At 66.4% G+C, this 18,561-nt stretch carries 18 protein-coding genes; 4 read left to right on the forward strand and 14 right to left on the reverse strand.

Annotated features, from left to right (window positions below):
* Window positions 1–17 precede the first annotated feature (17 nt).
* Together TX79_RS00615 and TX79_RS00625 are read right to left on the reverse strand one after the other, a co-directional pair.
* Window positions 18–1,877 carry a PAS domain-containing sensor histidine kinase gene (locus tag TX79_RS00615; protein WP_049925065.1) on the reverse strand — a complete coding sequence of 620 codons (1,860 nt, stop codon included), beginning with the start codon at window positions 1,875–1,877 and terminating at the stop codon, window positions 18–20.
* 200 nt (window positions 1,878–2,077) lie between these two features.
* Entirely contained in the window at window positions 2,078–3,316 is a 1,239-nt protein-coding gene (locus TX79_RS00625; protein ID WP_049925067.1) for a GNAT family N-acetyltransferase, read from the reverse strand.
* Window positions 3,317–3,574: 258 nt separating this feature from the next.
* Here TX79_RS00625 and TX79_RS00630 point away from each other — a divergent pair, with 258 nt between their 5' ends.
* Entirely contained in the window at window positions 3,575–4,003 is a 429-nt protein-coding gene (locus TX79_RS00630; protein ID WP_049925069.1) for a hypothetical protein, read from the forward strand.
* Window positions 4,004–4,012: 9 nt separating this feature from the next.
* Here TX79_RS00630 and TX79_RS00635 read toward each other — a convergent pair whose 3' ends face one another.
* The 3 genes from TX79_RS00635 to TX79_RS00645 all read right to left on the reverse strand — a co-directional run bounded on the left by TX79_RS00635 (window position 4,013) and on the right by TX79_RS00645 (window position 7,111).
* Window positions 4,013–4,765 carry a mechanosensitive ion channel family protein gene (locus tag TX79_RS00635; protein WP_049925071.1) on the reverse strand — a complete coding sequence of 251 codons (753 nt, stop codon included), beginning with the start codon at window positions 4,763–4,765 and terminating at the stop codon, window positions 4,013–4,015.
* 696 nt (window positions 4,766–5,461) lie between these two features.
* The gene (locus TX79_RS00640; RefSeq protein WP_049925072.1) at window positions 5,462–6,619 is read right to left on the reverse strand and encodes a pyridoxal phosphate-dependent aminotransferase; all 1,158 of its coding nucleotides are present in this window, start codon (window positions 6,617–6,619) and stop codon (window positions 5,462–5,464) included.
* Between the two features lie 6 nt (window positions 6,620–6,625).
* Window positions 6,626–7,111, reverse strand: a complete 486-nt coding sequence (locus TX79_RS00645; protein WP_049925073.1) for an Lrp/AsnC family transcriptional regulator — start codon at window positions 7,109–7,111, stop codon at window positions 6,626–6,628.
* A gap of 134 nt (window positions 7,112–7,245) precedes the next feature.
* On the opposite strand from TX79_RS00645, the gene TX79_RS00650 reads away from it, so the two are divergent.
* Window positions 7,246–8,415: a zinc-dependent alcohol dehydrogenase gene (locus tag TX79_RS00650; RefSeq protein ID WP_049925074.1), complete on the forward strand. Its 1,170-nt coding sequence runs from the start codon at window positions 7,246–7,248 to the stop codon at window positions 8,413–8,415.
* A 39-nt stretch (window positions 8,416–8,454) separates the two neighbouring features.
* Here the strand turns inward: TX79_RS00650 and TX79_RS00655 are convergent, their stop codons facing one another.
* Complete coding sequence (locus TX79_RS00655; RefSeq protein WP_049925076.1) at window positions 8,455–9,054, reverse strand: hypothetical protein; 600 nt, start codon at window positions 9,052–9,054, stop codon at window positions 8,455–8,457.
* Between the two features lie 113 nt (window positions 9,055–9,167).
* On the opposite strand from TX79_RS00655, the gene TX79_RS00660 reads away from it, so the two are divergent.
* Window positions 9,168–9,731: a thioredoxin family protein gene (locus TX79_RS00660; protein ID WP_049925077.1), complete on the forward strand. Its 564-nt coding sequence runs from the start codon at window positions 9,168–9,170 to the stop codon at window positions 9,729–9,731.
* 390 nt (window positions 9,732–10,121) lie between these two features.
* On the opposite strand, the gene TX79_RS00670 is transcribed toward TX79_RS00660, so the two are convergent.
* Together TX79_RS00670 and TX79_RS00675 are read right to left on the reverse strand one after the other, a co-directional pair.
* Window positions 10,122–10,601 carry a PKD domain-containing protein gene (locus TX79_RS00670; protein ID WP_049925080.1) on the reverse strand — a complete coding sequence of 160 codons (480 nt, stop codon included), beginning with the start codon at window positions 10,599–10,601 and terminating at the stop codon, window positions 10,122–10,124.
* A 120-nt stretch (window positions 10,602–10,721) separates the two neighbouring features.
* The gene (locus tag TX79_RS00675) at window positions 10,722–11,813 is read right to left on the reverse strand and encodes an NADH:flavin oxidoreductase/NADH oxidase (protein ID WP_049925081.1); all 1,092 of its coding nucleotides are present in this window, start codon (window positions 11,811–11,813) and stop codon (window positions 10,722–10,724) included.
* 103 nt (window positions 11,814–11,916) lie between these two features.
* Between TX79_RS00675 and TX79_RS00680 the strand changes: the two genes are divergently transcribed.
* Complete coding sequence (locus tag TX79_RS00680) at window positions 11,917–12,759, forward strand: BtpA/SgcQ family protein (RefSeq protein WP_049925082.1); 843 nt, start codon at window positions 11,917–11,919, stop codon at window positions 12,757–12,759.
* 3 nt (window positions 12,760–12,762) lie between these two features.
* On the opposite strand, the gene TX79_RS00685 is transcribed toward TX79_RS00680, so the two are convergent.
* The 6 genes from TX79_RS00685 to TX79_RS00710 form a co-directional block, all read right to left on the reverse strand.
* Window positions 12,763–14,079: a hydroxyacid-oxoacid transhydrogenase gene (locus tag TX79_RS00685; protein WP_049925085.1), complete on the reverse strand. Its 1,317-nt coding sequence runs from the start codon at window positions 14,077–14,079 to the stop codon at window positions 12,763–12,765.
* Window positions 14,076–14,879, reverse strand: coding sequence for an N-acyl homoserine lactonase family protein (locus TX79_RS00690; RefSeq protein ID WP_049925086.1), 804 nt, complete (start codon window positions 14,877–14,879; stop codon window positions 14,076–14,078). Before TX79_RS00690 ends, TX79_RS00685 begins: the two co-directional genes overlap by 4 nt.
* Before the next feature lie 75 nt (window positions 14,880–14,954).
* Complete coding sequence (locus tag TX79_RS00695) at window positions 14,955–16,202, reverse strand: tripartite tricarboxylate transporter permease (RefSeq protein WP_049925088.1); 1,248 nt, start codon at window positions 16,200–16,202, stop codon at window positions 14,955–14,957.
* 289 nt (window positions 16,203–16,491) lie between these two features.
* On the reverse strand, window positions 16,492–16,842 hold the full coding sequence (gene rpl12p / locus TX79_RS00700; protein WP_049925090.1) for a 50S ribosomal protein P1: 351 nt from the start codon (window positions 16,840–16,842) through the stop codon (window positions 16,492–16,494).
* A gap of 24 nt (window positions 16,843–16,866) precedes the next feature.
* Window positions 16,867–17,913: a 50S ribosomal protein L10 gene (locus TX79_RS00705; protein ID WP_049925091.1), complete on the reverse strand. Its 1,047-nt coding sequence runs from the start codon at window positions 17,911–17,913 to the stop codon at window positions 16,867–16,869.
* A gap of 1 nt (window position 17,914) precedes the next feature.
* Entirely contained in the window at window positions 17,915–18,547 is a 633-nt protein-coding gene (locus TX79_RS00710) for a 50S ribosomal protein L1 (protein WP_049925092.1), read from the reverse strand.
* Window positions 18,548–18,561: the final 14 nt, after the last annotated feature.

The raw sequence follows: 18,561 nt of genomic DNA on the forward strand, positions 1-18,561 counted from the left end.
GAGGCTCGGCTGCGAACTCAGTGGGTCTCGGCCGCCGGCTCGAGGGTGGTGACCTCGCGGAGTTCGATCCGCGTGGTCTCGCCGTCGGCCTCGACGAACAGTTTCCAGTCGTGGGCTTCGGCGATGGCCCGGACGAGCGCGAGGCCGAGCCCCCGGATCGTTCCTTCTCGCTTCCCGGATGGATCGAGCAACTGCTCGTGGGGGTCCGGCGGCGGTTCCGCCGCGTCGTCGACCAGCACGATACCCCGCGTCCGACCCTCGGCCGGGCCGACGACGTCGATCCGTACGGTTACGTCGTCGGCCGCGCGAGCCTCGACGTCGTCGAACACCGTCTCGAGCAGGTGGACGAACCGATCTGCGTCGGCCCGGAGCGTGGCCGAGTGATCGACCGTAACGGCGTCGTCGTCGAGTCCCGACGCTGCGATGGCTTCCTCGACCGCACGTTCGAGGTCGATCCGACTGCGGGTTCGGACGGCGGTGGCGTTACGGGCGAACTCGCGGACGTCGTCGACGAGTTGCTCCGCGCGATCCAGCGTGGTCTCGACCGACTCGTCCGCGAGCGGAAACTCCCAGTCGTCGTCGGTGCCGACCGCGTCGGCGACCTCCTCGAGGCGGGCCTTGAGGTCGTTCGAGAGGACGGTCGCGACTCCCTCGAGTCGCTCGGTTTGTCGCTCGAGTTCCTCCGTGCGTTCCCGCAGCACGCGTTCGCGGTCGGCACGGTCGAGCGCGGCGCGGGTGTTCTCCGCCAGCGTCGAGACGAGTTCGACGTCGGTCTCCTCGAAGCGGTGCGGATCGAGCGATCCGGTCATCATCACCCCGTGGGTGCCGATCGGTGCGATGATCTCCGAGCGGATCGGCGTGTCGGGGTTGTAGATCCCGTCGACGTCCTCGAGGTTGTCGAAGTGTTCGACCTCGCCGGACTCGAAGACGTCCCAGACGAGCCCCTCGTTCGGATGAAATCGCGGAAGGCCGCCGAACTCCTCGTGTGCGCCCGCGGTCCCGGCGACGGGATCGAGATAGCCGTGTTCCTGTTCGAGCAACCAGACGCCGCTGATAGGGAGATCGAGCAGATCGCTGCCCGCGTGGACGGCGATGGCACAGATCTCTTCGGGATCGTCGGACTCGAGGAGCCAGCGCGTGACCTCGTGCAGCGAGGCGGCGACGCGTTCGTACTCGTGGCGGTCTGTCACGTCCCTGATGACGACGGCGACCGTCGCCGTGTTGTCCTCCACGGGGACGACGCGGAACTCGCCCATCCGTTCGATCCCGTCGTCGTCGGTGAACGGGATCTCGAGTTGACGCCCCTCCGCGGTACCGATGTCGACGTCGGTGATCGCGCGCCCGAGTTCGATGGCGTCGCCGTCGTCGATGGCGGCGAGTTCGGGGACGACCTCGACGTGTTCGCCGACGAGGGCGTCGCGGTCCTCCCCGAGGAACCCCTCGAGGGCGTCGTTGACGGTGACGATCTCCCGGTTCCGATCGAGCGTGAACACGCCATCGTTGATGGCCTCGATGACGGCGGCGTGCTGGGCCAGCGTGGTCTCCTGGCGCTTCCGGTCCGTGATATCGCGCATGAAGACCGACAGCCCCGACTCGGAGGGGTAGGCCCGCGTCTCGAACCACGTCTCGACCTGCGTGTGATAGATCTCGAAGGAGACGGGAACCTGCTCGTCCATCGCCCGGTGGAAACCGTCGGGGAACTGCGTCTCGACGGTCTGGGGGAACTCGTCCCACATCACTCGGCCGATCAGCTCCTTGCGCGAGCGCTCGAGCAAGTCCTCGGCCCGTTCGTTGAGATACGTAAAGCGGAAGTCGGTGTCGAGGGCGAAGAAGGCGTCCGTGACGCGGTCGACGACGGGGATCGAGTGCGGCGTCACGACTCCTCACCCCCCGCCGACCCCGTGACGCGATTCGTTCTCTCCGGAGAACGACCACCTGTGTGACCCATCGGCTGCCAGTACTGTTCCGTTTCGGTAAGCGGGTATTTCAGTGTCGCGGCCACGGTCGACGATCGAGCAGCGGCCGTCGTGGCGAACGCCCGGTCGATCGAGGAGCCCGTCATGCCGATCGACTCGATTCAGAAGAACTCCCCGAGGTAGACGGTCGTCGACGGGAAGAGCGCATCGAGCGTCTCCAGTGCCGTCCCCGAGTCGACCGTCAGGTCGCCCGTCCGCTCGAGAGTGCTCGCGGACCGCGTACCGACGACGAGTTGCGAGAGGGCGGCCACGTCGAGGCTGACGTCCGCCCGATCTTCGGCCGTCGGCTCGCAGGCGGCCGTTCCGTCGCTCACGGATAGCTCGAACGTACCGCGGTTCCAGTCGGCGAGCGGGTCGTCGACGGCGAACGTGATCGAGGCGTCGACGTCGGGATAGGCCAGCGCGGAGAGCGTCGCCGCGACGTCGACGATCCGGACCATCGGCCCCGTCTCGAGCGTCGTCTCGACCTCGTCGGGGTCGGCGACGGTCGCGTGAAACGGTTCGCTTTCGGGCAGTTGGAACTCGACCCGGGCGACTTGCGAGTCGTGATCGGCACAGAACGCGAGCAGGGAGAGCAACGCCTCGTGGTCGGCAGCGACGAGTTCGTCGACGGCCATCGTCCGACCGTCGTCTGACTCGTCGGCGGTTCGATTCGTGATCGCGTACACGAGGTAGCCGCGAACCGTGCCGTCGCGTTCGTACGCGTAAACGTACGGATCGTCGTCGTGGCCGGCGAAGACCCGGTGTCGCCACCACGATTCGTCGCGCTCGAGCGCGAGGGCGTGGCGCTTCCGATACTCCTCGTAGACGGGTTCGAGCTCTCCGTACTCGTCGGCCGTGAGTCGGCGGTACCGACCGGATGCGGAACCGTCAGTGTCCGACTCGAGTCGATCGCGGGCGAAGGACAGGACGGACGGCGCGCACTCGTGGACGGCGATCCGGTTTGCCGCCTCCCAGCCGTACTGCCGGTAGAAGGCGTACTGGAACGGCCAGAGAACCGAGAACCGACAGTCCCGGTCGCGGTACTCCGCGAGCGACGCCTCGAGCAGTCGCCGCACGTACCCCTGCCGGCGGTGTTCGGGTGGCGTTGCGACGGACGCCAACCCGGCCGTGGGGTGATCCTCGCCGCGAACGTGGGCGGCGAGCCAGTAGTGCCGACAGACGCACCGGGGGTCGTCGCCGTCGTCCGGGAAGATCCCGCGTCGCTCGCCCATTCGCGCCCGCGGCGTGTCGTGTTCGTCGGGGTCGTACGGCCTCGGCCCTGCCTCGGGCCGGAAGGCGTACTGTCGGTACCGGTGAAAGAGCGCCCGTTCGTCCGGGATCGGACGGTAGTCGACCATACGAACTCGAGGGCGGGCGACCGGGAAAACTGTTCGTGACTCGGCGATTACTCAGTCGATGACAGTTCGGTAACTCAGCGCCCAGAAGCGATCGAACGGCGAACCGTTCCGAACGGAATCCTGTCGCTCGAACGGACCGACGTCGTTCCAAAGACGTATTACTCCCCTCGCGAGAGGAGAGCCAAAGCGCAACGGTGATCGCGGGAGGTCGCTCACATCGGCATCCATCCCGTTCACAACCGCTACGTCTCGTTACCCATGGATTCCCTGTTACGATTCTTGAGGCGATACGTCGCTCGCAGTCCCGATCCGGACGCGTACAGCGTCTACGCGTCGTTCCCCGCACTGCGAACGGACCGTCCGGGGATCGGGGCGGTTCGGAACCGGATCGACGACCTCGAGTACGCCTGCGAGGGGCGACTCGACGTCACCGTCACGAGGAAACGACTGGTTGTACGGACCGATGCGGTCGCGTCCGAGCAGTTCGACCGGGACGCGTTCGGGCGCTTCCTCGACGGCGTCGAGACGCTCTACGGCGACCGCTACGACGTCGTCCACTACGCGAAGTCCCGCGAGTGCGATCGCGGACTCGAGAAATCGCACGTCGTCGTTCCGGTCAAACCGCTCTTCGCCGAACCGAGCGAAGCGCGGAAACCGGAACCGGAACGATCCGTCTCCGTCGACTGACCGCCGCGGTCAGTCGTCGTCGCCGCTCGGACTCGGACCGGCACCCGGCCCGCGCTGGTCGGACTGGGACAGCGACGGCGTTCGACTCGCCCAGTCACCGATGTTCTCCGCGACGTACTCGCGGCCGCCGAGGCCGAACGAGACGCCGACGCCGATCGCGACGGCGGCGGCCAGTCCCCACGCGAGCGCGCGAGCGAACACGTAGAGGATCCCGACGTCGATCCCCATCGTATCGAGGCCGATCACGATCGCGGTGAAGTACAGGAAGATCCTGACGCCGTTGGCGAACGCTCCGGTGAACGCCGTCTGGGTCGCCGCCTGCGTCCGTTCGATGACGTCGCCGATGAAGTCTGCCACGACGAACCCGAGGACGATGACGCCGATCCCCGCGATGAGCAACGGGAGGTACGTTACCGCGGTGGCGATCCACTCGGAGAGCGCCGGAATCGCGAGCACGTTCGACGCCGCGAGGATCGCGACGGCGTAGACGAACCACTTCGTGAGCGTGCCGAACGCGTTCGACACCGCGCTCTCGGTTCCGCCGAGCATCCGTCCGAGCGGCGTTTCGAGGACCATCCGGTCGAGTTCGACGCGATCGGTGATGCGCGCAACGATGCCGGCCGCGACGCGTCCGAGAACCCAGCCGATGAGGAGGATGACCAGCGCGCCGATCAACCGGGGTGCGAACGTGACCATCTCGGCGATTGGGTCCTGGAGGTAGTCGGGCACCTGTACCTGCTGTAGCGGTATTTGTGAAACCATCACCTCGAGCGTGTCTCGCGACGTTCTTTGTAATAGAGCGGGTACGAAATTGATTTATTTCTTATATCTCGGGGGCATGGGTGGTAGGTTCGTGGAACCGTCTGTTACGGGGATTTGCAGGGAGGGGTGACTCTCGGCCACTCGTGATTTCGCCGCTCGGAGTCGACATCGCTGCCGGACGGCGTTTCGCCGATATCGCGGTGCTGCCGCCGATAACAGGCAATTGTGCGGCGGCAACCGTCCGGGCATTCGCTGGTGTGACGCCCGCGAACGGACCGTCACTCGCGCGGCAGCCAGGACCTATCGGACGGCAGTCAATGACAGTCAAATGGGAGGATAGTCGAATCAGGCTCTCGAGGCGGAACGCGCCGCCAGAATCGTTCGTCCGGTGAAACACACCCGCTTTCGAAGCGGATATGCCCACTGAACCGTATCCGCCGTTTTCAGCCACTATACTCCCAATTCTTCCCGAATGCCAGTTCGAGACTCCCGGGAACGTGCCGTCGTGAGTAATCCGGTATTACGTCGACCCGGCCGAGTTGGCAACCTGTCGCCGAACTTCGTCGCCGATTACTCCCGACGCGTGTCGTCACTCGCTCACGATCCCGCTCGAGGCGGCAGCGACTCCCCGCAGACGGACTTTCGACCGACCTCCCGACGACCGGTCGGGCCGAACGCTCGACAACCGGTGTCGAGTCAGACGTGATCGCCGACGAACGCCTCGAGTCGGTTCATCGCCTCTCGGAGGTCGGGAAGCCCGGTCGCGTAGGAGACACGGAGGTGGCCCTCGCCGTCGGTCCCGAAGACGTCGCCGGGGACGACGGCGACGCCCTGTTCGCGAAGCGCGTCTTCGGCGAACTCCTCGGCGGTGAACCCCTCGGGGACCTCGGGGAAACAGTAGAACGCACCCTTGGCCTCGAAGACGTCCATGCCGATCTCCCGGAATCGCGAGAGGACGAACCGCCGACGCCGATCGTACTGGTCGACCATCTCGCGGACCTCGTCGTCGCAGGAGTCGAGCGCCTCGAGGGCGGCGTACTGGGCCGTCGTCGGCGCTGAGAGCATCGTGTACTGGTGGATCTTGTTCATCGCACCGATGGCGTCGGCCGGGCCGAGCGCGTAGCCGAGTCGGAGGCCGGTCATCGCGTGGGCCTTCGAGAAGCCGTTGAAGACGATGGTCCGCTCGCGCATCCCCTCGAAGGTCGCGATCGAGGTGTGCTCGCCCTCGTAGGTCAGTTCGGCGTAGATCTCGTCGGAGAGGACGACCAGGTCGTGCTCGCGCGCGAACGCGGCGATCGGCGCGAGGTCCTCGGCGCGCATGATCGCGCCAGTCGGGTTGTTCGGATAGCAGAGTACGAGCATGTCAGCCTCGTCAGCACCGGCCCGCTCGAGCGCCTCGACGGTGAGCCGGAAGTCGTCTTCCTCTCTCGTCGGGACGGGGAGGACCTCGCCGCCGGCGAAGATCGCGCCCGGTTCGTAGGAGATGTACGACGGCTGGGCAATGGCCACGGTGTCGCCGGGGTCGACGAACGCGCGGAAGGCGAGATCGACCGCCTCGCTCGCGCCGGCGGTGACGATGATTTCCTCGTCGGGGTCGTAGCCCAAGTCGAACCGGTCGGCCACGTAGCCCGCGATCGCCTCCCGAAGGTCGCGTCTCCCGCGGTTCGCGGTGTAGGAGGTCTTCCCCTGCTCGAGCGAGGTGATCGCGGCGTCGCGGGCGGCCCACGGGGTCGCGAAGTCGGGCTCGCCCACGCCCAACGAGATGACCTCGTCGCGTTCCTCGGCGATCTCGAAAAAGCGGCGGATTCCGGACGGGGGAACCTGTCGGACCCGCTCTGAGAGTTCGAAGCTCATGGTCGGTCAGGGCGAGAAGGAGAGGCGGTCGTCCTCGTCGCCGTCGCCGAGTTCGATCCCTTGCTCCTTGTAGGAGGTCATCACGTAGTGGGTGACGGTCTGGGTGATCTCGGGGACGGGCGCGACCTTCTCGCTGATGAACTTCGAGACCTCGCGAATGGAGTCGCCCTCGACCTCCATGTCGAAGTCGTAGTCGCCGCTGACCAGCCGCAAGGCCTTGACTTCGGGGAAGCGTGCGAGGCGCTCGGCGATGTCGCCGTAGCCGGTCTCACGGTCGAGTTCGACGTTGAGTTCGACCTCGGCCCGGACCGTCTCCTCCTCGAGTTTGTCCCAGTCGACGACCGCCCGGTAGCCGCGGACGACGCCTGCGCTCTCGAGTTCCTCGATCGCTGCCTCGACCTCGCTCTCCTCGAGGTCGGTCATCCGCGCGATGTCGGCCGTCGTATACCGCGCGTTCTCACGGAGCAACTCGAGCACCTCGCGTTCGCTCATACCAACGCGAAGCGCGACCGCGAGTAAAAACGTTGTTCTTCCGTCTCGTTCCCCGAGAGATCGCCGCCTCGCGACGCACACACAGGGCCTGGCTTTAACCGCCGCCTGAGTGAGGGTCGGACCGTGATCCCGCAATGAAGGCACTCACGTGGCACGGCGAGAAGGACGTCCGCGTCGAGGAGGTGCCCGACCCCGAGATCGTCGACCCGACCGACGCGATCGTCGAGATCACGGCGACCGCGATCTGTGGCTCCGACCTCCACCTCTACAACGGCTACATGCCCGGCATGCGCGAGGGCGACGTCATCGGCCACGAACCGATGGGCGAGGTGGTCGAGGTCGGCGAGGAGGTCGACCGCCTCGAGGTCGGCGACCGGGTCGTCGTCCCCTTTACGATTAGCTGTGGCTCGTGTTGGTTCTGCCAGGAGGAGCTGTACTCGCTGTGTGACAACTCGAACCCGAACGCGGAGGTCGCCAGCAAGGCGATGGGCCACTCGCCGGCGGGCCTGCTGGGCTACTCGCACATGCTCGGCGGCTTCGCCGGCGGACAGGCGGAGTACCTGCGGGTCCCCTACGCCGACGTCGGCCCCGTGAAGGTCGACTCGGGCCTCGCGGACGAACAGGTACTGTTCCTCTCCGATATCTTCCCGACGGGCTACATGGCCGCTGAGAACGCCGACATCGAGGACGGCGACACGGTCGCCGTCTGGGGTTGTGGGTCGGTCGGCCAGTTCTGCATCCAGAGCGCCTGGATGTTCGGCGCGAACCAGGTGATCGCCATCGACCGGATTCCGGAACGCCTCGAGATGGCGAGCGAGCACGGCGACGCCGAGACGATCGACTTCGAGCACGAGGACGTATACGACCGCCTGCTGGCGATGACGGGCGGTCGCGGCCCGGACGCCTGCATCGACGCGGTCGGTACCGAAGCCCACGGCATCGGTCTCGAGGGGATCACGGACAAGGTGAAACAGGAGATCCACCTGCAGGACGACCGCCCGTACGTGCTCCGCGAGGCTATCAAGTGCTGTCGGAAGGGTGGCACGCTCTCGATACCGGGAGTCTACATCCGGGAGTCGGACAACGTCCCCTTCGGCCCGCTGATGAACAAATCGCTGACGGTGAAGACCGGTCAGACGCACGTCCAGCGCTACCTCAATCCGTTACTCGAGAAGATCGAGGACGGCGAGATCGATCCCTCGTTCGTCGTCACCCACCAGGCCGACCTCGAGGACGGCCCCGAGATGTACGAGACGTTCAACGAGAAGGCCGACGACTGTATCAAGGTCGTGATGACCCCCTGACGGGGGTGTAGGGCGGCCGTCGCTCGAGCCCGATCGGGGTCACCGGTAGTTCTTGAAGAGCAACGCCCGCACGTCGTCTTTGGTCTGGACGTCCTCTGTCGAGCCGTCGGGCAGGGTGACGGTGTATCGGTAATCCGCCGAATCCGACTCCTCCCACTTGTCGTTGTGGGTCTCGAGCAGGCTCATCATCTCGTCGAGCATGTCGTCGTCGTCGGCCGCGCCGCCCTCGCCGTCCCCGTCGTCGCTCTCGTCGTCCGTTTCGTCGTCGGCTTCGTCCGTCGAACTCCCCGCAACGTCGTCGCCGGAGTCGTCGGGCACGGAGTCGTCGACGTCCGCGTCGGAGGCATCGCCGTCCGATCCGGGGTCGGTCTCGGCCGTCTCGTCGTACGTGATCTCCTCGAGTTCGTTCGGGTCGGGGTCGCCGTCGATCGCGGCACCGACCGACGCCGCGACGTCGTCGGCCGCGGAGCTTTCGACGTCGACGTCGAGATCGACCTCGTCGGCGAGGTTGTCGATGAGAAACTGCACGGCGTCCTGTTCCCGGACGAAGCCGTACTTGCCGACGACGTCCGCGGCGATCTCTTCGCGAAGCTTCTGGATGTACTCGTACTGCTCGTCCGTGACCTCGAGCGTTTTCATACGTCATGGATATCGCGGGGGGTACAAATATGTGGGCCGTCCCGCTGGGCCGAGACGACGACCCGATTTCCGGGGACCGACTTCTTAAGGGATTTCGGGGAAAACGTCCGCGTATGACCCTCGAACAATCGGACGCGGCACTCGAGGCTGGCGATCCGGCACCCGACTTCGAACTCGAGGGTGCCGACGGCGGGACCTACACGCTCGAGTCGTTCGCCGACAACGGGGCGCTGTTGGTCGTTTTCACCTGCAACCACTGCCCGTACGCGAAGGCGAAGTTCGACCTGTTGAACCAGCTCGCCGCGGAGTACGACGAGGTGGCCGTCGTCGGGATCAACCCGAACGACGCCGAGGAGTATCCCGAGGATTCGTTCGAGACGATGCGGGAGTACGTCGAGGACGGTACCATCCAGTACGACGCCTACCTCAGGGACGAGAGCCAGGCGGTCGCCAGGGAGTACGGTGCGGTCTGTACCCCGGATCCGTTCCTCTTTGCGCGGGAGAACGGGACGTTCCGGCTGGTCTACCAGGGCCGACTCGACGACGCCCTGAACCCGGAGGACGAACCGACCCGCTTCCATATCCGCGAAGCGATCGAGTCCGTCCTCGCCGGCGAGTCGGTCGATCTCGAGTGGAAGCCGTCGCAAGGCTGTTCGATCAAGTGGACCGACGACTAGCACCGTCGTCGGACGATCACAGGGGATCAGGTGGTCGCCGACCCCAGGTGAGTATCACGGACGCTCGAACCTCCGCCTCGTCGAAGCGCTCGAACGCTTTCTTGCCCGAGTACCCCATCTGGATCGCAGAGTCGCCGATGTGCTGGTAACGGCGGCGAAAACCGACGTGATCGAAGCGTGCCGTACCCTCTTCGATCGTAAGGGGGGCTCCACCGCCACATCACACCGCGTTCACGACGCTCGAGCGGACGGCCGTCCGATCGCCGCCGCAAACGTCGACCGTGCGGTGTCGGCGCTCGAGGAGTCCGACGTGGGCACTGACCGGTCGAATCCGTAGACGGTCGGAAAAACGAATGCGTGGGAACGTGCAGGAGGGGTCGTTCGCGGTCGTTACTCGACGACGAGGTCGCCGACCTGCTGGAGCTCGTGGTAGGAGCAGATGTAGGTGGTCATCTCGCTGGAGGCTTCGAACTCGAGGGTCGCACTCTCGCCTTGGTCGCCGACGTCGTCGGTCTCCTCGAGGGTCTCGTCGTCGTCGTTACGGAGCTGGAGGTCGTGGGTTGCGCCGTCGCCGTTGGTCCACTCGATGGTGTACTCCTCGCCCTCCTCGAGGACGAGCGTCGGGTTCTCGACGCCGTCGATGTCGCCAGCAGTGCCTTCCCAGCCGGTGGTGTAGCCCTCGAGTTCGATCGTCTCGTCGGGCGAGATCTCGAACTCGTCGTCGCCGCCACCGGTGCTGTCGTCACCGTTACCGTCGCCGTTATCGTCGTCGCCGTTACCGTCGCCACCGCCGAGACAGCCAGCAGCGGTAATCGCGAGCGTCGAGGCTCCTGCGGCTTTCAGGACGGTTCGTCGCGTTCGTTTGGACATACTGCGTACGTCTCCGATAGGCGGCGCGACTCGTTGAAAAGGCGACTCGATTCCCACCGCGTGGGAGTGGGCGTGATCATGTTCGGGAGTACTAAACAACTCCGCTTCCGAGACGTCCGTCTATCGGCGTCGTGACCGCCGATACTGGACGGGCCACCGGTCGGCGGGATCCTCGGTGAAGCGTTCTGCAGCCTCGAGTCCGAAGTACGGGTTCCGGAGGAACTCCCGACCCACGAGCACGAGGTCGGCACGGCCGTTCCGAACGAGCGCCTCGGCCTGTTCGGGTTCCGTAATCCCGCCGACCGCGCCGACGGCCACGTCCGCGCCGTCGCGGATCGCTTCCGCGAACGGGACCTGGAAGTTCGGCCCGCCCGCGACGTCCTGCTCGGGGTGAATCCCGCCGGAACTGACGTCGACGAGATCGACGCCCAAGTCGGCCAGATCGTCGGCGAGACGCACCGAGTCCTCGAGCGTCCAGGACGCTCGGTCGTCGAGCCAGTCGGTGGCCGAGATACGGACGAAGACCGGCTTGTCGTCGGGCCAGACCTCCCGAACGGCTGCGGTCACCTCCCGAACCAGCCGCGTCCGGTTCTCGAAGCTCCCGCCGTAGGCGTCATCGCGGCGGTTGGTCACCGGCGAGAGGAACTCGTGGAGCAGGTAGCCGTGGGCGGCGTGTACCTCGGCGATTTCGAAGCCCGCCTCTAGCGATCGGGCGGCCGCCGTCCGATACGCCTCGACGACCGCCTGCAGGTCGTCCTCGGTCGCTTTCGTGATCGCCGGCCGGTCGCCGGAGAACGGCGGATACGCGTCCGACGACGGGGAGAGGACCTCCCAACCGCCCTCCTCGGGCGACAGCGGCGTGTTCCCCTCCCAGGGGCGTCGTTTGCTCGCTTTGTGGCCCGCGTGGGCCAGTTGGATACCCGGCACGGCACCCTGCTCGCGGACGAACGACGCGATCGGCTCGAGGGCAGCCGCGTGGTCGTCGCTCCAGATACCCAGATCCGCGGGCGTAATCCGGCCGCGTGGCTCGACAGCGGTCGCCTCGGTCATGACGATCCCGGCACCGCCGACGGCGCGGCTGCCGTAGTGGACGCGATGCCACTCGGTGGGGAGACCGTCGGCGTCACAGGAGTACTGGCACATCGGGGAGACGGCGAGGCGGTTCGGAATTCGGCTGTCGCGCAACGTCACCGATTCGAACAGGTTCGACATACCCGGTCGTTACGACCTCGGTCCGAAAACGGCCGCGGAGGGGGCGGCCCTTGCCGGGTATCGAACCGGGCCGACTTATGTCACGGGGATCGACACTCGGAGTATGTCTTCGACCGACTTGCTCGAGCGATTGGGGACGGCCCGGCCCGTCGTCGGCATGGTCCACCTGCCGCCGTTGCCCGGCGCGCCCGCGTTCGACGGCGACCGCGAGCTACTCCGCCGTCGCGCTCGCGAGGACGCGCGTCGACTGGAGGCGGGCGGCGTCGATGCGATCGTGATCGAGAACTTTGGCGACGCACCGTTCTACCCCGACGAGGTGCCCCCCCACGTCGTCGCGGAGATGACGGCGATCGCCTCGGAACTGCGGGACGCCGTCGACGTCCCGCTGGGCGTCAACGTGTTGCGAAACGACGCCGAAGCTGCGCTCTCGATTGCCGCAGCGGTTGACGCCGCGTTCGTCCGGGTCAACGTTCACGTCGGCGCAGCAACGACGGATCAGGGACTGCTCGAGGGGCGAGCACACGAGACGCTCCGACTGCGCGAGCGCATCGCGGCGGACGTCGCGATCCTGGCCGACGTCCACGTCAAACACGCCACGCCGGTCGGCGATACGGGGCTCGAGCGGGCGGCGATGGAAACGGTCGAGCGCGGCCGTGCGGACGGCGTGATCGTCTCCGGTCCTGGCACCGGAACCGAGACCGCGCTCGCGGACGTCGAGCGCGTTGCAGACGCGCTCTCGAGCGGCGACGACGGTGACGGGGCTGCAGACGTCCCGGTCTTCGTGGGCAGCGGCGTCACGGCCTCGAGCGTGGCGGAGGTCTTCGCCGCTGGGGCCGACGGCGTCATCGTCGGCACGGCGCTCAAAGAAGGCGGCGAGACCACGAACCCGGTCTCACGCGAGCACGTCGAACGGGTAGTGTCGGCCGCTCGAGCGGCCGACGAGTAGCGACTACTCCCAGTTGTAGAGGGCGTCCCGGAAGATTTCCGCGGCGTCTTCCGTCGTCACGGGCCGCGGATTGCACCGCAGCAACCGTTGCTGGGTCTCGACGGTCTGGCTCGCGAGCCAGTCGACGTCGTTCTCGGTGATGCCAGCGAGTTCGTTGAGGCCGCTGGGGATCACGTTGAGGTCCTGCTGGAGGCGAACGTACTCCCGTCGGGCCTGATCGGCGGCCTCCCGGGTTCCCATGCCGTCGGTGTCCGCGCCGAGCATCTCGGCGACCTCGACGAACCGCTCGGGGTCGCTGGCGGCGTTGTAGCCGAGCGTGCTCGCCGGCGTCAGGACGGCGATGGTCTCCCCGTGGTAGGTGTGGTACTTGTTGCCGACTGGATACGCCATCGCGTGACAGAGCGTCGCGCCGGCCGTCAGACCGGCGATCGCCCCGAACAGCGCGCCCTTGAGCATGGCGGCGCGAGCCTCCACGTCGTCGCCGTTGTGGACGACCCGCCGGACGTTGCCCGAGAGCAACTCGATGGCCTTCTCCGAGAACAGCTCGGTGAGTTCGGTTCGTCCCGCGTAGACGGGTCGTTCGCTCGGATCCGACGCCCGCAGGAGACCGTCGAACGGGTGCGTGGTGTAGCCCTCGATTGCGTGTCCGAGCGCGTCCATCGCCGTCTTGGCGGTCTGTTCGGCCGGGAGGGTCGTCGTGAACGTCGGATCGAGGACGGCCGCATCGGCCCGGACGTGATTGCTCGAGATGGCTTCCTTGATCTCCTTCTCCTCGACGGCGAAGATGCCCACGGGCGAGATTTCGGCACCGGTGCCGGCCGTTGTGGGCATGAGGATCAGCGGCGGCCCCGACTCGGTGAGCGACTCGCCGTTCCCGGTCGGCTCGGCGATGTAATCGAGTACCTCGCCGCCGTTTGCCACCACTGCGCGGGTCCCCTTGGCTACGTCCATACAGCTGCCGCCGCCGAAGCCGAGGTAGAAGTCGTAGCCGTCTTCGCCCTCGTTCTCGCGGACGAACTCGATACAGCTATCGACCGTCTCGATCGACGGCTCGCGCTCGACGCCGTTCCAGACGGTGACGTCGTAGCCGGCGTCCTCGAGGTGGTCAGTGACCCGGTCTGCGTGGCCGACGTCGACCAGCGTCTCGTCGGTGACGAGCAGGCCGTGAGCCCCCTCGGTGACGCCCTGCCCGGCCAACTGGAAGCCCAGTTCCTCGACGGCGTCTCGGCCGAACCGGATCTCGGGCAGCTGGAGGTGCCAGACGGTTTCCGGTCCGAGTTCGTGATCCGCGGCGGAGACGGATCGGTCGTACCCCCTCATCGTCCCCAGCCGTCACGGATCGCCTCGAACTGCTCGGCGTCGTGCCCGTAGACGACCTCGGCGTCGTGGCGTCGCTCGATCTCCTTGATCCGGTGAATGCTCTCCTGCCACTCGGTCTTGCCCCAGAGGAGGCCAACGCCCAGCGGAGCCTCGTCCTCGTAGTTCGGTGCCTGATAGACCTGGTCACCGGTGAACACGAGAGTCTGGTCGTCGAGGTGAACCACCGTCCCGGTCAGCCCCGGCGTGTGACCCGGGAACCGCACGAACTCGACGTCCTCGAAGCGTTCCTCGCGATCACGGTGGATGATCTCCCAGTTCAGGTCGTGATCGAAGTCCTCGAGAACGTACGCGCCGCTTCCCGCCTCGGTTTTCGCGCTGTAGTAGGCGAACTTCAACTCCTTCTCGTGGACGTACACGGGCACGTCCGTCCCCGCGAAGAACTCGAGGCCGCCCGCGTGATCCAGGTGCAGGTGTGTCTGGAAGACGGCGTCGATGTCGTCGATGCTGTACCCGGCTTGCTCGAGGTCGTCGTCGAGTCGGTGCTCGTGGGCGTCGTACGGGTAAAACGCCTGGACGAGGTCCTCCGGCCAGTGGCCGTCCAGCGCGTCGTGGTGGGAGCCGGTATCCCAGAGGATGGTCGCTTCGGGGTGATCGATGACGAGGTTCCAGACCGGGATCTCGTCGTACTCGAGGTCCGGGTTCGGCTCGTCGTGGGTCCCGACCGTCCGTCCCTCGACCATGTAGTTCTGGTCGCACTCGAGGCCGCCGCGGTAGATGACGTCGATCGTTGCATCAACCATGTGAAATCGATCCACGGTACACGCCAACGTACCGTCAGTAATAGCTGCCGTCTCGACACGGTCTGTGAAACGAGACTAGAACGACGTTCCGAGTATCAGGGGGCCGATCAGTACTCCCATCAGGTGGACGCGCCGCGCCCGCAGTCGAACGGGGACCAGTCCCACCACTGCCGCGACCAGGAATACGACGATCCCGACGACTCCGGTGAACAGGTACGAGAGGACGACCAGAAGGCCGAGCACTGCGGCCGAAATCCGCCAGTACGGGACGTCGCCGACGAACGCGAGGTAGGCGTCCCCGACGGCGACGACGAGCACGAAGCCGATCACGCCGGCGAGGACGACTCCCGCGACGAGAACGGGCACTTCGAGCGGTACGCCGACCTCCTCGACGGCGACCATGACGCCCGTTCGGGGCTGGTCGATCGCGACGAGTGCGAACAGCGCGAAGATCGTGTTGGCCGTATCGACGCCGCTCGTCGCGACGATGTAGCCGCGGTCGCCGGCGTCGCCGGGAACCAGCACCAGGACGGCAACGGCGGCGATGGCCGCAGAAATCCCGGGGATGTACCCGACGATCGCGCCCGCGAGCGCGCCAGCGAGCGCAGTGACTGCGACCAGCCGTCGAGACAGTCGTATCGAATCGCCGCGCTGGGAGGGGACGCCGCCCCCGAAGACGGCGTCGATCAACACCGGCGCGCCGAACAGGCCGGCAAACAGCGGCGCGAGGGTTCCGCCGGCCTCGAGCGGTGCGTTCGGCGAGAGATCCAGCGTCAGCACTCCGAGACAGGTCGCCAGTGAAAAGGAGAAGGTCGCCACGAGACGGGCGCGCCAGGTGGGTTCCGAAGCGATCAACGCGACGGCCACGGCTGCGAGCAGGAGCGGCAGGTTGGCGCGAACCGTCGGATAGACGGTCGTCACGCTCCAGGTCACCGGAATCGCCAGCGGCACTGCGGCGACGACGGCGAGCAGGCTCCCGATAGCCGACAGCCGGATGGCTTCGTGGCCCCGGCCCGCGAGGACCATCCGGTGTCCAGGCAGTGCGGTCACGGCCATCTCCGCGTCGGGAACCCCGAGGGCCATCGCCGGGACCGCGTTCAAAAAGGTGTGGACGACCCCCGCCGCGAGCATCGCACAGCCGACGAACAGCGGCGGCCCGGGAACGGCGGTGGCGAACCCCGCGAGCAACAGCGCGAAGTTGTTGGCGTGCAATCCCGGAACGAGGCCGCTACAGCATCCCAGCAACGCTCCCGCGAACACCCATCCTACCACCTGCAGCGTGAAGACGGGATCGACGACGACCTCGAGTCCGGAGCCGACCATTCGTCGATTCTGGCCCGGGGTTCGGATTTAAACCCGCGGCTCGCGACGTTCGATCGGTCGGGGCCGATCGGACCGACCTGACTGGGCAGAACGGTTTCCCCCTGAGTGGCCGAACCGATCGCTATGACAGACAGTTCGCTCGAGCCAGTACTTCTGCTTGCCCTTCTCGGAACTCGAACGGCTCCTTCGTATTCGTGGTACCGCCACCCCGCCGCGATGGCCACACCCACAGCTGGATAGCTTTCGTCGACGTCGAAAAAACGCGTTCTCGAACGGCTCGTGATCCGACTTAACCGAAGAGTTCGCCGAGGCCCTCGCCACCGGCGTCCTCGTCTTCGTCGTCGTCCTCGTCCGTCGTGTCCGGCACGTCGGACTCGCCTTCTTCCTCCTCCGCGGCTTCGTCGCCTTCGTCCGCAGCGGCACCAGCGGCCCCACCAGCGGCAGCACCCGCAGCGGCGGGTGCAGCAGCGGCCTCCTCGACGGCCTCGTCGATGTCGACGTCCTCGAGCGCGGCGACGAGCGCCTTCACGCGGGACTCTTCGACGTCGACGCCGGCGGCGTCGAGCACGTCCGTGAGGTTGTCTTCGTTGATCTCTTCGCCCGATTCGTTCAGGATGAGTGCAGCGTATACGTATTCCATTGTTGTATCCTCCGTTGGTCGTGATTAGCCGAACATCGCACCGAGCCCTTCGCCGCCGGCGTCGTCGTCATCGTCGTCTTCGTCTTCGTCGGCGGCCTCGTCGGCCTCGGCGTCGTCTTGGTCGTCTGCCGATTCGTCCGTGTCCTCGTCGGCCTCGACGGCCGGCTCAGCAGCGGGTGCCTCGACGCCCTGTAGCTCCTCGGGCAGAGCCTCCTCGTCGTCGATCTGGGCCGCGAGCGCACGGACCTGTGCGTCGGCCTTGGTAACGAGGTCGGGCATCAACTCTTCGTCCTCGATCGCGGCGTGCAAACCGAGGCTCTTGGCTTCGCCCGTGGCCTTGGCGACGAGCGTCGGGACCGTCGTCGTGGTCGGGTACTCCGCGTTGACCGCGAGGTTCCGAGCACGCGCGGCGGCCGTCCGAACGTCGCTCTCGTAGGCCTCGACATCGATGTCGAGGTCCTCGGGTCCGAAGAGGACGCCGTCGGCGATGACGGCGCGCAGGTCGAGGCCGACCTCCTTCGGTTCGATTCCGAGTTCGTTGAGGACGTTCGCCACGTCGGCGGGAACTTCCTCGCCGGCCTCGAGGACCGTCGAGTCCTCCATGACCTGGATCGAACCGTCCTCGATCCGTGCGTTCGCGCCGATGCTCTGGAGTTCGCCGACGAACGGCCCCGGATCGACGCCCGTGTCCCCTTCGGGGATCACGATGTCGTTCGGAGCGACCTCGCCCTCGTTGATCGGTGCGGGCGTCTTCGATTCCTCGAGTTCCTTGTAGAGCGCGAAGGGGTTGTCGTTCGTCGCGACGAGCCCGACGTGGCCCTCGACTTCGTCGACGAGGCCGTCGTAACCGGCGGCCTCGAGCGCGCGGATCTGCAGGGTGTTACGGCTGACCCGCAACTCGGCGGTGCCGTAGAGATCGCGGCGCATATCCTGCAGTTGCTTCGAGGGGATACCGGTCAGACCGACGATGCCGACGCTGTCGTAGTCCTCGAGGAGATCGGTGAGCTCCTCGACTTCCTCTTTCTTCCACTGGGGAAGGTTCTCGGTTTTGCGATCTGCCTGTGCGCTCATGTTAGACCACCTCAACGGACGGGCCCATCGTCGTCTTCACGTAGACGGCGTCGATGTTCTGGGGCCCCTTCTCGAGGTCGGCGTGCAGGCGTCGCAGGATGACGTCGATGTTGTCGGCGACCTCCTCGGCGTCCATTGCTTCGGAACCGACCAGCGTGTGGAACGTGCGTCGGTCACCCGAGCGAAGCTGCACGGTGTTTTTGAGCCGGTTGACGGTCTCGACGACGTCCTCGTCGGGCGAGAGCGGGTCCGGCATCTTCCCCCGGGGACCGAGGATGGTACCCAGGTGCCGGGCGACGTCTTGCATCATCGCCTCCTCGGCGATGAAGAAGTCCGTCTCGTCGGCCATATCCTTGGCTTCGTCGTCGTCAAGGTCGGCCACGTCGTCCTCCGAGAGGACCTCGTCCGCGACCTCTTCGGCGCGGACGGCGGTCTCACCTTCGGCGATAACGACGATGCGCGTCTCCTGTCCGGTACCGGACGGGAGCACGACGGACTCGTCAACACGGTTCGACGGTTCGTTCAGGTCAAGGTCGCGCAGGTTGATCGCGAGGTCGACCGTCTCGGTAAAGTTCCGATCCGGCGCTTCCTCGAGTGCGCGACTTACTGCTGTTTCGATATCCGAATCTGCCATCGTTCACCTCCGTA

The sequence above is a fragment of the Halopiger goleimassiliensis genome, from assembly GCF_000455345.1.
In the GTDB taxonomy this organism is placed as follows: Archaea; Halobacteriota; Halobacteria; order Halobacteriales; family Natrialbaceae; genus Halopiger_A; species Halopiger_A goleimassiliensis.